This window comes from Isoptericola sp. NPDC057191, assembly GCF_042670225.1.
GTDB lineage: Bacteria > Actinomycetota > Actinomycetes > Actinomycetales > Cellulomonadaceae > Isoptericola.
Window position 1 is genome coordinate 1 of record NZ_JBHUWC010000095.1, and the last position, 14,732, is coordinate 14,732.

10 protein-coding genes are annotated in these 14,732 nt (G+C 73.3%); 3 read left to right on the top strand and 7 right to left on the bottom strand.

The window, feature by feature from the left end:
• Window positions 1-105: 105 nt before the first annotated feature.
• The 3 genes from ACFT55_RS12715 to ACFT55_RS12725 form a co-directional block, all read right to left on the bottom strand.
• A complete protein-coding gene (locus tag ACFT55_RS12715) occupies window positions 106-3,957 on the bottom strand; it encodes a multifunctional oxoglutarate decarboxylase/oxoglutarate dehydrogenase thiamine pyrophosphate-binding subunit/dihydrolipoyllysine-residue succinyltransferase subunit (RefSeq protein ID WP_380244207.1) in 3,852 nt (1,283 codons plus the stop codon).
• 317 nt (window positions 3,958-4,274) lie between these two features.
• Complete coding sequence (locus ACFT55_RS12720; RefSeq protein WP_380244198.1) at window positions 4,275-5,414, bottom strand: sensor histidine kinase; 1,140 nt, start codon at window positions 5,412-5,414, stop codon at window positions 4,275-4,277.
• Entirely contained in the window at window positions 5,414-6,160 is a 747-nt protein-coding gene (locus ACFT55_RS12725; RefSeq protein ID WP_380244199.1) for a response regulator transcription factor, read from the bottom strand. The genes ACFT55_RS12720 and ACFT55_RS12725 overlap by 1 nt, the downstream gene beginning before the upstream one ends.
• 224 nt (window positions 6,161-6,384) lie before the next feature.
• On the opposite strand from ACFT55_RS12725, the gene ACFT55_RS12730 reads away from it, so the two are divergent.
• The 3 genes from ACFT55_RS12730 to ACFT55_RS12740 all read left to right on the top strand — a co-directional run bounded on the left by ACFT55_RS12730 (window position 6,385) and on the right by ACFT55_RS12740 (window position 9,883).
• Window positions 6,385-7,761: a hemolysin family protein gene (locus tag ACFT55_RS12730; protein WP_380244200.1), complete on the top strand. Its 1,377-nt coding sequence runs from the start codon at window positions 6,385-6,387 to the stop codon at window positions 7,759-7,761.
• On the top strand, window positions 7,758-8,822 hold the full coding sequence (locus ACFT55_RS12735) for a hemolysin family protein (RefSeq protein ID WP_380244201.1): 1,065 nt from the start codon (window positions 7,758-7,760) through the stop codon (window positions 8,820-8,822). Before ACFT55_RS12730 ends, ACFT55_RS12735 begins: the two co-directional genes overlap by 4 nt.
• 212 nt (window positions 8,823-9,034) lie before the next feature.
• Window positions 9,035-9,883: a D-alanyl-D-alanine carboxypeptidase family protein gene (locus tag ACFT55_RS12740; RefSeq protein WP_380244202.1), complete on the top strand. Its 849-nt coding sequence runs from the start codon at window positions 9,035-9,037 to the stop codon at window positions 9,881-9,883.
• Between the two features lie 66 nt (window positions 9,884-9,949).
• On the opposite strand, the gene ACFT55_RS12745 is transcribed toward ACFT55_RS12740, so the two are convergent.
• The 4 genes from ACFT55_RS12745 to ACFT55_RS12760 all read right to left on the bottom strand — a co-directional run bounded on the left by ACFT55_RS12745 (window position 9,950) and on the right by ACFT55_RS12760 (window position 14,423).
• Window positions 9,950-10,576, bottom strand: coding sequence for a CYTH domain-containing protein (locus tag ACFT55_RS12745; protein WP_380244203.1), 627 nt, complete (start codon window positions 10,574-10,576; stop codon window positions 9,950-9,952).
• Between the two features lie 168 nt (window positions 10,577-10,744).
• Entirely contained in the window at window positions 10,745-11,923 is a 1,179-nt protein-coding gene (locus ACFT55_RS12750) for a bifunctional 2-methylcitrate synthase/citrate synthase (RefSeq protein WP_380244204.1), read from the bottom strand.
• Window positions 11,924-11,982: 59 nt separating this feature from the next.
• On the bottom strand, window positions 11,983-12,894 hold the full coding sequence (prpB, locus tag ACFT55_RS12755) for a methylisocitrate lyase (protein WP_380244205.1): 912 nt from the start codon (window positions 12,892-12,894) through the stop codon (window positions 11,983-11,985).
• A gap of 11 nt (window positions 12,895-12,905) precedes the next feature.
• Window positions 12,906-14,423, bottom strand: a complete 1,518-nt coding sequence (locus ACFT55_RS12760; RefSeq protein WP_380244206.1) for an MmgE/PrpD family protein — start codon at window positions 14,421-14,423, stop codon at window positions 12,906-12,908.
• Window positions 14,424-14,732: the final 309 nt, after the last annotated feature.

The following is a 14,732-nucleotide window of genomic DNA, read 5'->3' on the forward strand; positions in this document are numbered from 1 at the left end:
GGCCCAGGTAGCACGACATAGCACGAGGTAGCACGAGGGCGGCCGCACCAGCTGGTGCGGCCGCCCTCGTGCTACCTCGGCGAGCTCGGAGCTACCTCGGCACGGTCAGCGGTCGAAGGCCTGCGCGAGCAGGACCTCCTGCTGCTCCTTGTGCCGCTTGGCCGTGCCCGCGGCCGTGGAGGCCGACGCCGGCCGGGCGGCGACGTGCACGCGCGGCATGTCCTCCGGGAAGGCCAGGTGCAGGAAGGACCAGGCGCCCTGGTTCTCCGGCTCGTCCTGGACCCACACGACCTCGGCGCCCGGGTACTGCGCGAGCTGCGCCCGGATCTGCTCCTCGGGGAACGGGTAGAGCTGCTCGAGGCGGACCAGAGCGGTGCGGGTGTCCTCGCGGCGGCTCCGCTCGGCGAGCAGGTCGTAGTACACGCGACCGGTGCTCAGCAGCACCCGGTCGACCTGCGCCGCGTCCACGGTCGTGTCCGGCAGCACCGGCTCGAACGTTCCGGTGGTGAAGTCCTCCACGCTGGAGGCCGCGGCCTTGAGCCGGAGCAGCTGCTTCGGCGTGAAGACGACCAGCGGACGGCGCGGGCGGGCGTACGCCTGCTGGCGCAGCAGGTGGAAGTACGACGCCGGCGTGGAGGGCTGCGCGATCGTCATGTTGTTCTCGGCCGCGAGCTGCAGGAAGCGCTCGATGCGGGCGGAGGAGTGGTCCGGCCCCTGGCCCTCGTAGCCGTGCGGCAGCAGCATGACCAGCGACGAGCTCTGGCCCCACTTCTGCTCGGCCGACGAGATGAACTCGTCGATGACGGTCTGGGCGCCGTTGACGAAGTCGCCGAACTGAGCCTCCCAGAGCACGAGGGCGTCCGGGCGCTCCACGGAGTAGCCGTACTCGAAGCCGAGGGCGGCGTACTCGCTGAGCGAGGAGTCGTACACCCAGAACTTCGCCTGGTCGCCCGACAGGTACAGCAGGGGCGTCCACTCGGCGCCCGTGTTGCGGTCGTGCAGCACCGCGTGCCGCTGCACGAACGTGCCACGGCGCGAGTCCTGCCCGGCCAGACGCACCGGGGTGCCCTCCATGAGGAGCGACCCGAACGCGGCGAGCTCGCCGAAGCCCCAGTCGATGCCGCCCTCCTTGGCCATGAGCTGGCGCTTCTCCAGCATCTGGGCCAGCTTCGGGTGCACCGTGAAGCCCTCGGGGGCGGACACCTGGACGGCACCCACGCGCTCGAGCACGGCGTGCGGCACGGCGGTCTGCCAGCCGACCATGTCGCCGGCGCCCTCGCGCTGCGACTCGGGGCGCTCCAGGCCGGCGATCTCGTCCTCGCCGTCGGGCGTGCTCGCCTTGCGGGCGGACTTCGTCTCCGTGAAGACCCGCTCGAGCTGCGACTGGTAGTCCTGCAGCGCCTGCTCGGCCTCCTCGACCGTGATGTCGCCGCGCGCCACGAGGTTCTTCGTGTACAGCTTGCGCACCGACTGCTTGGCCTCGATGAGGTTGTACATCAGCGGCTGCGTCATCGAGGGGTCGTCGCCCTCGTTGTGGCCGCGGCGGCGGTAGCAGACCATGTCGATGATGACGTCGCGGTCGAACTGCTCGCGGTAGGCGAAGGCCAGCTCGGCCACGCGCACGCAGGCCTCGGGGTCGTCGCCGTTCACGTGGAAGACGGGGATCTGGTAGCCCTTGGCGACGTCCGTCGCGTACGTGGTGGAGCGCGACGACGACGGCCCGGTGGTGAAGCCCACCTGGTTGTTGATGATCACGTGGATCGTGCCGCCGGTGCGGTAGCCGCGCAGCTGCGCCAGGTTGAGCACCTCGGGCACGACACCCTGACCCGCGAAGGCCGCGTCGCCGTGGATGAGGATCGGCAGCACGGAGAAGCCGTCGCCGCCCAGGTCGATGCGGTCCTGCTTGGCGCGCACGATGCCCTCGAGCACCGGGTCGACCGCCTCGAGGTGGGAGGGGTTGGCCGCCAGGTAGACCTTGGTGGTCGCGCCGGTCTCCGCGGTGAAGACCCCCTCGGTGCCGAGGTGGTACTTCACGTCGCCGGAGCCCTGGACGCTCTTCGGGTCGAGCTGGCCCTCGAACTCCTTGAAGATCTGCCCGTAGCTCTTGCCGGCGATGTTCGCCAGCACGTTGAGACGGCCACGGTGCGCCATGCCGATGCCGACCTCGTCGAGCCCGCCCTCGGCGGCCTTCGACAGGATGGCGTCGAGCAGCGGGATGACGGACTCGCCGCCCTCGAGCGAGAACCGCTTCTGGCCGACGAACTTGGTCTGCAGGAACGTCTCGAACGCCTCGGCGGAGTTCAGGCGGCGCAGGATGCGCAGCTGGTCCTCGCGCGGGGTGCGGGCGTAGCCCGACTCGAGCCGCTCCTGCAGCCACCTGCGCTGGGCCGGGTCGGCGATGTGCATGTACTCGACGCCGATGGTGCGGCAGTACGAGTCCCGCAGCAGGCCGAGGATGTCGCGCAGCGTGTCCTTGGTCTTGCCCCCGAAGCCGCCGGTGGGGAAGTAGCGGTCCAGGTCCCACAGCGTCATGCCGTGGTTCTGGATGTCGAGGTCCGGGTGCTTGCGCTGGCGGTAGGCCAGCGGGTCCGTCTCGGCCATGAGGTGGCCGCGGGACCGGTAGGAGTGCACGAGCTCCGCGATGCGGGCCGGCTTGGCGGCCTCGACGTCGGCGTCCACCGTGTTGTCGCGGACCCAGCGGACCGGCTCGTACGGCACGCGCAGGGCCGCGAACACGCGGTCGTAGAAGCCGTCGAGGCCGATCAGCTTGTTCGCGAGGATCTTGAGGAACTCGCCGGACTGCGCGCCCTGGATGATGCGGTGGTCGTAGGTCGACGTGATCGTCATGACCTTCGAGATGGCCATGCGGGCGAGCTGCTCCTCGGACGCGCCCGCGAACTCCGCGGGGTAGTCCATGGCGCCGACGCCGATGATGGTGCCCTGGCCGGCCATGAGGCGGGGCACCGAGTGCACGGTGCCGATCCCGCCCGGGTTGGTCAGCGAGATGGTGGTGCCGGCGAAGTCGTCCATGCCGAGCTTGCCGCCGCGGGCCTTGCGCACGAGGTCCTCGTACGCGGCCCAGAAGCCGGCGAAGTCCAGCTCCTCGGCCTTCTTGACGCTGGGCACCAGCAGCTGGCGCGAGCCGTCGGGCTTGGCGAGGTCGATCGCGAGGCCGAAGCCGACGTGCGCGGGCTGCACGACGTGCGGCTTGCCGTCGATGCTCTCGTAGTGCGCGTTCATGACCGGCATGTCCGACAGCGCCTCGACGAGCGCGAAGCCGATGAGGTGCGTGAACGAGATCTTGCCGCCGCGGCCGCGGGCCAGGTGGTTGTTGATGACGATGCGGTTGTCCACCATGAGCTTGGCGGGCACGGCACGCACCGACGTGGCGGTCGGGACCTCGATCGAGGCCTCCATGTTCGTGACGACGCGGGCGGCCGGGCCGCGCAGCTTCTGGACGTCGTCGGTGCTGTCCTCGTCGGCGGTCTTCGGGGAGGCCTTCGCGACCTCCGCGTACGGTGCGGTCGAGGGGAGCGCCTCGGCGACCGGGCGGACCGCGGTCACGGCGGGGTCGGCCGGGACGGGGGCAGCCTTGGCGGCCTTGGTGGCGGCCTTCGCGGTCTCCGCCGCGGCGGTGCCGGACCCGCGCGTGGACGGTGCCGGAGCTGCCGGGGCTGCCGGAGCTGCCGGCGCGGCCGCGGGTGCCGCCGGGGCGGGCGCCGCGGGGGCCGGGCTCGCCGGGCTCGCAGCGGCCGCGGGCTGCGCAGGTGCGGCGTCCGCCGTCGTCCCGTTGCGCGACTCGCCGGGCTCGTAGTCGGCGAAGAAGTCCCACCACGCGGGGTCTACCGCGTTCTTGTCCTTGAGGTACTGCTCGTAGAGCTCGTCGACCAGCCATTCGTTGGCTCCGAACGCGCTCGCCACGCTGATCGACTCTGACCCGTCCTTCGGGGACACCACGCGCGGATCGCCCACTTTCACACCGTTGCAGCTTGTTCGACCGGAAATGCGCGCGGCGAACGCCGTGCGCATGGTCCAGCCTATGCCCTTCGCCGGTTGCTCCCGAGGAGGGCGAGCGGCCTCAGACGGCCGTTCCGGAGGCCGCGGCGCGCCATCGTGACCGTCCGGTAATGCGGTGGGCAACGACTCCTCGGGTCGACCCGATGACTCCGTTGTCCGACGTCATGGGCGGACCAGGCGCAGCACAACGTGACGGACGAGTGTGAGCAACATCACGTTGAGTCGGACGTCGGGCCCCGGCCGTCCGGGACCGGCGCTCAGCCGTCGGCCTCGGTGGTGACCCCCGGGGCGGGCTGCGCCCGCGCGGGGAGGGTGACGCGCATCGTCGCACCGCGGGCGGTGTCGGCGACCTCCACGTGGCCGCCGTGCAGGTCGACCGCCCATCGGACGATCGCCAGCCCGATGCCCGTGCCGCCGCTGGCCATGCCCGACGGGGGCGCCGCGTGCGGGCGGCCGGCGGCCGCGCCGCTGGCGAACCGCTCGAAGATGCGGCCACGGTCCTCCGGCGCGATGCCCGGACCCTCGTCGCTCACCTCGAGCACGACGTCGTCGTCCACGGGATAGCCGTCCAGGCGCACCGTGCCGCCGTGCGGCGAGTGCCGGATCGCGTTCTGCAGCAGGTTCGTGACCACCTGGCGCAGCCGCTCCACGTCGGCCTCGAGCGTGAGGTCGGGGGGCGTGACGTCCACGACGTAGCTGAGCCCCTTCGCGGCGTCCACCATCGACATGGCCTGGGCCGACTCCTCGAGGAAGTCGCCCACGGAGAACTCGCTCAGCATCAGCGCCGACGCCCCCGCCTCGACCCGGGACAGGTCCAGCAGATAAGTGACGAGCCGGGTGAGGCGCTCCGTCTGCTCGAGGGACAGCTCCAGCGCCGAGGGGGTGGGCTCGGTGACGCCGTCCACCATGTTCTCGAGCTGCGCCTGCAGCGCGGCCACGGGCGTGCGCAGCTCGTGCGACACGTTCGCGATGAGCTCGCGCCGGACGCGGTCCGAGGCGTCGAGGTCGGCCGCCATCACGTTGAACGCCTCCGCGAGCTGCCCGACCTCGTCCCGGCTCGTGGCGCGCACCCGGATCGAGTAGTCCCCGGCGGCCATCGCCTGCACGGCCGCCGTCATGTCCCGCAGCGGGGACGTCATGCCGCGCGCGAGCAGCTGCACGATGACCAGGGACAGGAAGATCGCCAGGGGGAGCGTGCGGGTCGGGCCGAGCTCGTTCTGCAGGCCGATCCAGGTGATGAGGACGGCGAACGTCACGGTCGCCACGACCAGCACGCCCAGCTTGGTCTTGAGCGACCGCAGCGGGTCGAGGGGCCGGACGTCGGGCAGCCGGTGGTGCTCCCGGCGCCGGGTCGCGGGGACGGGCGGGTCGTCCGGACCGGCGGGGCCGGAGTCCATCAGGACTCCGGCGGCTCGAAGGCGTAGCCGACGCCGTGCACGGTGCGGATCAGGTCCGGCCCGAGCTTGCGGCGCAGCGCCTTGATGTGCGAGTCCACGGTCCGCGTGCCGCTCGCGTCGGCCCAGTCCCACACCTCGGCGAGGAGCCGCTCGCGCGTCTGGACCGTCTTGGGCGAGCTCGCGAGCATCACCAGGAGCTCGAACTCGGTGGGTGTGAGGTGCACCTCGTCGCCGGCGCGGTGCACGCGTCGCTGCGCCCGGTCGATCGTCACGTCGCCCATGACCATGGGCGGGTCGGCGGGCGTCGTGACGGCCGCCTGCTGGGCGCGCTCCACGCGGCGCAGCAGCGCCTTGACGCGGGCCACGAGCTCGCGCATGGAGAACGGCTTGGTCATGTAGTCGTCCGCCCCGACGCCGAGGCCGACGAGCATGTCGGTCTCGTCGTCGCGCGCGGTGAGCATGAGGATCGGGATCGGGTGCTCCGCCTGGATCCGGCGCGTGACCTCGAGGCCGTCGATGCCGGGCAGCATGACGTCGAGCACGATGGCGTCCGGCTGCAGCCGGGCGGCGGCGTCCACGCCGGCCAGGCCGTCGCGGGCGACCTCCACGCGCCAGCCCTCGGCCGACAGCCGCTGCGCGATGGCGGCCGCGATCGCGGGCTCGTCCTCGACGACGAGCACGGTGGCGTTCTGCTGGCCGGACGTGCCCGAGGTTCCCGGGGTGCTCGGAGGGGTCGCGGTGGTCATGGGGACATCTTGCACCGGGAGCCTGGGGGAGCGCTGAGCACACGCTGTCCGGCGCGGACGCCGACTCGCCCGCCGCCCGGCGCCGGATAGCATCGGAGCACGATGGACGAGAGCCGATATAGCGCGCGGCCGCCCGCGCCGATCCGCCTGGACACCACGCCGCCGCACCGTTCCGTGCCGGCGCACCGCACCACCCGGGGCCGCTCGTGCTAGGCGACGTGCTCATGATCGTGCTGGGCGTCGTGCTGACCGCGGGCACCGCGGTGTTCGTCGCCAGCGAGTTCTCCCTCGTGACCCTCGACCCGGCCGTCCTCGGGGCCGACGACGAGGAGGGCGACAGTCCTCCGCCCGGCCGCGACACGGCGACCGGACGCCCGTCGGACCGACGGGACCGCGCCGTCCGCGCCGGGCTGAAGCACCTGTCGACGGAGCTGAGCTCCGCCCAGGTGGGCATCACCATCACGACGATCCTGCTGGGCTACACGGCCCAGCCCGCCCTGCTCTCCCTGTTCTCGGACGCGTTCGCCGCCACGGCCCTGGGACGCGGCGTCGCGGGCGTGCTGGCCGGCGTGCTCGCCCTCGTCGTCGTCAACGCGTTCTCCATGCTGTTCGGCGAGCTGATCCCGAAGAACTTCGCGCTCTCCGCCCCGCACGCGACCGCCCGCCTCGTGGTCCCCGTGCAGCGGGTGTTCACCATGCTGTTCCGGCCGCTGATCGTCGTGCTCAACGGCTCCGCCAACGCGCTGCTGCGCCGGGTCGGCGTCGAGCCCCGGGAGGAGCTGTCCGGCGCGCGCTCGTCCTCCGAGCTGCTGTCGCTGGTGCGCCGGTCCGCCCAGGAGGGCACGCTCGACCAGTCGGTCGCGACCCTGCTGACCAACTCCCTCGAGCTGGACGAGCTGTCGGCGCGCGACGTGATGACCGACCGCATGCGCACGGCCGTCGTCGAGCGCGACACCACCGCCGCCGAGGTGGTCGCCCTCGCGCGGCGCACCGGCCACTCGCGGTTCCCCGTCATCGGCGAGGACCGGGACGACGTCGTGGGCCTCGTGCACCTGCGGCGCGCCGTCGGCGTGCCGCACGACCGCCGCGGCGAGGTGCCCGCCGCCGCCCTCATGGTCGACGCGCCCCGCGTGCCCGAGACGGTGCGGCTCGGCCCCCTCCTCGTGGAGCTGCGCGGGCTCGGCCTGCAGATGGCCGTCGTGGTGGACGAGTACGGCGGCACGTCGGGCATCGTCACCCTGGAGGACGTCGTGGAGGAGCTCGTGGGCGACGTGGCGGACGAGCACGACCCGCGGCGGGCCGGCGTCGTGCGCGGCACCGACGGCTCGTGGGTCGTGCCGGGCGTGCTGCGCCCCGACGAGCTCGAGGAGCGCACCGGCCTGGTCGTGCCCGAGGGGCCGGCCTACGAGACGCTCGGCGGGCTCGTGATGGCGGTGCTCGGCCGCGTGCCCGCGCAGGGCGACGAGATCTCGGCCGGCGGCGTGCGGCTGCGCGTCGAGGCCATGGACGGACGGCGCGTGGAGCGGCTGCGCGTGCGCGCCGACCCACCGCCGGACGCGACCTCCGGGAGCGCCGGCGACGTGCGGGGTGAGGGCCGATGAGCACCGGGACCGCCCTGCTGGTCGGCGTGCTGCTGCTCGCCGGCAACGCCTTCTTCGTCGGCGCCGAGTTCGCCGTCATCTCCGCGCGCCGCAGCGCCATGGAGCCGCTCGCCGAGGCGGGCGACCGTCGCGCACGCACGGCCCTGTGGGCCATGGAGCACGTGTCGCTGATGCTCGCGTGCGCCCAGCTCGGCGTCACGGTCTGCTCGACCGGCCTGGGTATCGTCGCCGAGCCCGCCCTGGCGCACCTGCTGGAGGTGCCGTTCGAGGCCCTCGGCGTGCCGGAGGCGCTGCTGCACCCGGTCTCGCTGGTCCTCGCGCTGGCGATCGTCGTCTACCTGCACGTGGTGCTCGGCGAGATGGTGCCGAAGAACCTCGCCGTCGCCGGCCCGGAGACGGCCGCGCTCTGGTTCGCGCCGCCGCTGGTGCTGCTGGGCCGGGCGGTGCGCCCGGTGATCTCCGCGCTCAACTGGGTCGCGAACCACGCCGTGCGCCTCGCGGGCGTCGAGCCGAAGGACGAGGTCGCCTCCGCGTTCACGGCGCAGGAGGTGCAGTCGATCGTGGAGCACTCGCAGGCGGAGGGCGTGCTGCGCGACGAGCAGGGCCTGCTGGCCGGCGCGATCGAGTTCTCCTCGCGGACCGCGGGGGACGTGATGGTCGCCCTGGACGAGCTGGTCGTCGTCGGCCCGGAGACCACCCCGGACGACGTCGAGCACCTGGTGGCGCGCACCGGGTTCAGCCGGTTCCCCGTGCGCGGCGCCGCGGGCGACGAGGACGCCGACGGCCAGGGCGGCGCCCTGCGCGGCTACCTGCACCTCAAGGACGTGCTGTACGCCTCGGACGGCGACCGGTTCCAGCCCGTCCCGGCCTGGCGCGTGCGTGCGCTCGCGTCCGTGCGGCCCGCCGACGAGGTGGAGGACGCGCTGCGCGCCATGCAACGGTCCGGGGCGCACCTCGCACGCGTCGAGGGGCCTGACGGCGTGCTCGGGGTCGTGTTCCTCGAGGACATCCTCGAGGAGCTCGTCGGCGAGGTCCGGGACGCGATGCAGCGCAGGCCGTGAGCAGGGTGGACACGCTCCCACCTGCACGTCCGTGCGCAGCCCGCCGTGGCGGCGTGGACCGGGACTTGGCGGGGGCGCGCGACCCCGTTATGGTTCCGTGACGGATCGCCTCGTGCGGCCGCGTGCAGGGCACGCGGCGACGGCGGTCCGTGTTCGGGTCCGGAGGGTCCGGGCGGCCACGGCGGCCGTCCCGGCACGAGCGCGGAGGTGCCGTGGAGGCGAGGTCGCAGGGTGACGCAGCCGCGCCGCGCTCCCGCCGGGAGATGCGCGAGGCCGAGCTCGCCCGGGCCGGCAAGAAGCCCCGCAGGCGCACGACGCCCGCCGGCGACGGTGGCCGGCACGCCGCGCCCACCGGCCACGCGTGGATCACGCGCCTGACGGTCCTCGGCTCGCTCGCCGCGGCGACCATCGCCGCGCCGCTCGTCACGGACGCCCAGGCCGGCCACGGCGGGACCCCGTTCGACCTCGACACGCAGCCCACGGGGCCCTCGACGCTCGCCCTCCTCGAGCAGGGCGTGGACACACCGCGCACGTCCCAGGCCATCGCCGCCGCCCCGCGGGACGCCCGCGTCGAGGCCGCCGCCGCGAGCCGGAGCACCGAGCGCAGCGCACTGCCGAACTGCGACCCGAACGCGCCGATCGACGGCACCAACGGGCAGCTGGCCGACCACTCCCTCTGCGACCTCTGGCAGGACGGCGAGCACCTCCGCGCCGACGCTGCCGTCGCCCTCAGCAGCCTCAACGACGCCTTCCGTGCCCGGTTCGGCCGGGACCTGTGCCTCGTCGACAGCTACCGTTCGCTGTCCAACCAGTACGCCGTCAAGGCGAGCCGCGGCTACCTCGCCGCCGTCCCGGGTGCGTCGATGCACGGCTGGGGCCTCGCCATCGACCTGTGCAGCCAGGAGTACCGCAGCAGCGACGTCTACGGCTGGCTGTGGGAGAACGGGCCCGCGTACGGCTGGGAGAACCCGCCGTGGGCCCAGCGCGGGGGCTCGGGCAACTACGAGCCCTGGCACTTCGAGTACCGGCCGGGCGTCGAGGAAGTCTCGTTCTGGCACTGAGGTCCGGCACCAGGGTCTGGCACTGAGGTCTGGCACTGAAGGTGCCGCGGTGCCCGGAGCCGCCGCTCAGGTGGTGATCGTCGTGTTGCCGCCGAAGTCGTCGCGGAAGCGAGGGCCCTGCACGGCGAGCTCCTGCGCATAGGCGGCCGACCAGCCGCGGAACGGGTCCACGGCCAACGACTCGTTGGAGAACCGGCGGTCGTCGGTGAGCTCCGTGACGCAGAAGTCGGGGATCTGCAGGTCCGTGACCGGTCCGGAACGTTCGCACTCCGCGACGACGAGCGGCGCGTTGGCGCCGCCGAACACGTCGATCGACCAGCCGTCGGCGCCCAGCCACGCGGCGTACCGCGTCTTGATCACCTGCGCTCCACCGCGCCGCACGAGCTCCACACCGACGAGCGGGTCGAGCTGGCGCTCGGCCTCGTACCGGGTGCCGCCCGCCGACGGGCCCTTGACCGTGACCGCGGCGAAGTCGAAGCGCGCGCGGTACAGCTCCAGCACGTCCCGCGCGTCGCTGTCGGGGCCGAGCCGTGCCTCGACGCCCGTGGCCTGCACGCGCACCCGCAGCGCGTACCCGCCGTCGGACAGGAAGTAGGACTGCACGATGAGGGCGGGCGCGTCGCGCAGGGCGTCGGGCAGCTCCCGGACGAAGAACCGGCGCTCGAACTCGAAGTCGGAGTAGTCGGCGGTCATACCCGCGAGCCTAGTGCGCCCGGGCGGCGCGGCCGTCCCCCCGCGCCCGCCCGTCGCCCGGCCCTGTCGTCCTGCCCTGTCGTCCTGCCCTGTCGTCCTGCCCTGTCGTCCTGCCCTGTCGTCCTGCCCTGTCGTCCTGCCCTGTCGTCCTGCCCTGTCGCGCGTGCCCTAGTCGCCCGCCCCGGCGCGCGGCACCTCGCGCCGCTCGGGCCCCACGTACGCCGACAGCGGGCGGATGAGCGCGTTGGCGGCCTGCTGCTCCAGGACGTGCGCCGTCCAGCCGGTCACGCGGGACGCGACGAACAGCGGCGTGAACGTCGGGGTGTCGAAGCCCATGAGGTGGTAGGCGGGGCCGGAGGGGTAGTCCAGGTTCGGGTAGATGCCCTTGCGGCGCACGAACTCGGCCTCCAGCGCGTCGTAGAGCGCACCCAGGTCGGGCCGGTCGTAGTGGTCCACCAGAGTGTCGAGGGCGGTCTTCATCGTCGGCACCCGCGAGTCGCCGTGCTTGTAGACACGGTGCCCGAAGCCCATGATCTTGCGCTTCGCGGCGAGCGCGTCGTCCAGCCACGCGGCGGCGCGGTCGGCCGAGCCGATCTCGGTGAGGGTGTCCATCACGGCCTCGTTGGCGCCGCCGTGCAGCGGCCCCTTGAGCGCGGCGATCGCGCCCACGACGGCCGAGTGCAGGTCGCTGAGGGTGGACGTGATGACGCGGGCGGTGAACGTGGAGGCGTTGAACGAGTGCTCGGCGTACAGGACCAGCGAGCGGCTGAACGCGTCGACGACCACCGGGTCCGGGTCCTGGCCGAACGTCGTCCAGAGGAAGTTGGCGGCGTAGTCGAGGTCGTCCCGGGGCTCGACGGGCTCCAGGCCGCGGCGCCGACGCTGCCCGTAGGCGACGACGGCGGGCAGGGCGGCGAAGAGCCGCACGCTCCGCTCGAGGTTGACCGCACGGTCGGCCGCGGCCTCCAGCGCGGTGAGGCCGGCGGCCTCGCGCGCGCCGATCACGCTGACCGCCGTGCGCAGCTCGTCCATCGGGTGCGCGGTGAGCGGGAGCAGGTCGATCGCCGCGCGCACGTCGTCGGCCAGCGGCCGGTGCTCGCGCTCGGTGGCTCGCAGCCCGGCCAGCTCGTCGTCCGTCGGCAGCTCGCCGTGCCACAGCAGCCACGCCACCGCCTCGAACGGCCGGGTCGCCGCGAGGTCCTGCACGGGGTAGCCGCGGTAGAGCAGGGAGTTCGTCTCGGGGTCCACCTTGGAGACGGCCGTCACGTCGGCGACCACCCCCGCCAGCCCCCGGCGGACCTCCGGCTCGTCGGCCTGCCCGGTCGTCGGCCCACTGTGCTCGGTCATCGGTGCTCCTTTGCTGCGATGCGGCTGCTGCGGTGTCCCGGCGCGCGCGCCGGCGGGCGTCAGCCGTGGTGGTTGTCGTCCAGGGTGAAGTCGAAGACGCCCGTGTCGAACGTCGAGTAGCCCGCGTAGTCCACCAGCTCGTACAGGCGGGAGCGGGTCTGCATGTGCCCGACCTGTCCCGCCAGCGAGCCCTCGGCACGCAGGGCGTCCAGTCCACGCTCGGCGGCGCCCATCGCGAGCCGCAGCAGCGAGACCGGGTAGATGACGAGCGCCACGCCGGCGTCGGCCAGCTGGCGCGCGGTGAACAGGTCGGACTTGCCGAACTCCGTCATGTTCGCCAGCACCGGGACGTCGACGGCGTCCGCCACCGCCTCGAACTCCGCGAGGTCGCGCATGGCCTCGGGGAAGATCGCGTCCGCCCCGGCGTCGACGAGCGCCTTCGCCCGGTCGATCGCCGTCGGGAGGCCGGCGACGGCCCGCACGTCCGTGCGGGCCATGACCAGCAGGTTCTCGTCGCGGCGCGCGGCGACCGCGGCGCGCACGCGCTGCAGCGCGGTCGGCTCGTCCACGACCTGCTTGCCGTCCAGGTGCCCGCAGCGCTTCGGGTTCACCTGGTCCTCGACGTGCAGCCCGGCCACGCCCGCGTCCTCCATCGCCTGCACCGTGCGCGCGACGTTCATCGCCTCGCCGAACCCGGTGTCCGCGTCCACGAGCGTCGGCAGGTCCGTCATGCGGGCGACCTGGCCCGCCCGGGCGGCGACCTCGGTGAGCGTCGTGAGGCCGACGTCCGGCAGCCCCAGGTCGGCGGCTACCACGGCGCCCGAGACGTACACGCCGTCGAACCCCTTGTCCTGGATCAGCCGCGCCGCGAGCGGGTTGAAGGCGCCCGGCAGCTGCAGCAGGTCGCCGGAGCGCAGGCGCTCGCGGAAGGCGGCTCGCTTGGCGGCGGGGGTGGTGGACGAGTAGAGCACGGTCGGGCTCCTCAGAAGATGCCGGGCGCGACGGGGTGGGTCGTCAGCGCGTCGACGAGCGGGGTGACGGTGAGCCCGGACAGCTCGGCGGGGGAGAGCTCGGGCAGACGCTGCGCGACGTCGAGGAACCGCTCGACCTCCTCGTCGGCCAGCACTCCCGCGGCCAGGGCCCGGAACTTCGCCACGTACTGCGCGCGGGCGAACGGGCGCGCCCCGAGCGGGTGCGCGTCGGCGACGGCGATCTCCTCCACGACGCGCGAGCCGTCGACGAGCTCGATCTCCACGCGCCCGCCGAACGCCTTCTCGGCAGGGTCGACGGCGTGGTAGCGGCGGGTCCACCCCGCGTCCTCGGCCGTCGTCACCTTGCGCCACAGCGCCACGGTGTCCGGCCGGCCGGCGCGCTCCGGGGCGTAGCTGGCCACGTGGTCCCAGGCGCCGTCCTGCAGGGCGACGGTGAAGATGTACGGGATCGAGTGGTCGAGCGTCTCGCGGCTGGCGGCCGGGTCGTACTTCTGGGGGTCGCCGGAGCCCGAGCCGATGACGTGGTGGGTGTGGTGGCTGGTGTGCAGCACGACCGACCGCACGCGTTCCGGGTCCCGCAGCTCGGGGCGCTCGCTGCCGAGCCGGCGCGCGAGGTCGATCCACGCCTGCGCCTGGTACTCCGCGGAGTGCTCCTTGGTGTAGGTGTCCAGGATGGCGCGCCGGGCCTCGCCCGCGGCGGGGAGGGGCACGGTGTAACGGGCGTCCGGCCCGTCGAGCAGCCAGGCGATCACGCCGTCCTCGCCCTCGTACACGGGGCTGGGGGACGTCTGCCCGCGCATGGCGCGGTCCACGGCCTCCACCGCCATCTTGCCCGCGAACGCGGGGGCGTGGGCCTTCCAGGTGGAGATCTCGCCCTTGCGGGACTGGCGGGTGGCGGTGGTGGTGTGCAGCGCCTGGCCGACGGCCTGGTAGATCGTCTCCGCGGGCAGGCCGAGCAGCGTGCCGATGCCCGCCGCGGCCGAGGGCCCGAGGTGGGCCACGTGGTCGATCTTGTGCGCGTGCAGGCTGATGCCCTTGACGAGGTCCACCTGGACCTCGTACCCCGTGACCACGCCCCGCAGGAGCTCGGCGCCACCGAGGCCCAGGTGCTGGGCGACGGCGACGATCGGCGGCACGTTGTCGCCGGGGTGCGAGTACTCGGCCGCCAGGAACGTGTCGTGGTAGTCCAGCTCGCGCACGGCGACACCGTTCGCCCAGGCCGCCCACTCGGGGCTCGTGCGCTCGGGGGAGCCGAAGACGGTGGCACCCGCGCCGCCGCGCGAGACCGGGTGCGCCTCGGCCTGCGAGCGTGCCGCGAGGATGGGCGCGCGGCCCAGGGACGCCGTCGCCACGGCCGCGTTGTCGATGACGCGGTTGATCACCATGTCCGTGACCTCGGGCGTCGGCTCGAGATGCTCGGCGGCGACCTCGGCGATCTTCCAGGCGAGCTGCTCCTCCCGCGGCAGGAGCTCGTCGGAACGGTAGACGCGGACCTCGTGGTCGATCATGCGGGGGAGTCCTCCGGCCGGCACGCGTCGCCGGCAGTCATCTCGGGCAGGCAGCGGGTGCCGGCGTCGTCACCGCCCGGTGCTCCGGGCTGCTCGGAGAACGTAACGCCCGGCGGGCGCGCGGTCCAACGAGGGCAGGCGCGCACGGGCGGTGCCCCGGCGGCGGCACGCTCGGGGGAGGCCCTGTGGTGGGCTTCACGAACGACGTGTCAAGAAACGGTGTCGTCGCAGGTGAGAGCGTCGGCCAGAGCGACCCGGACCACCATGGATGCCCCGGCCAACTTGATTCTGGGTCAAGAGTCGGTAACG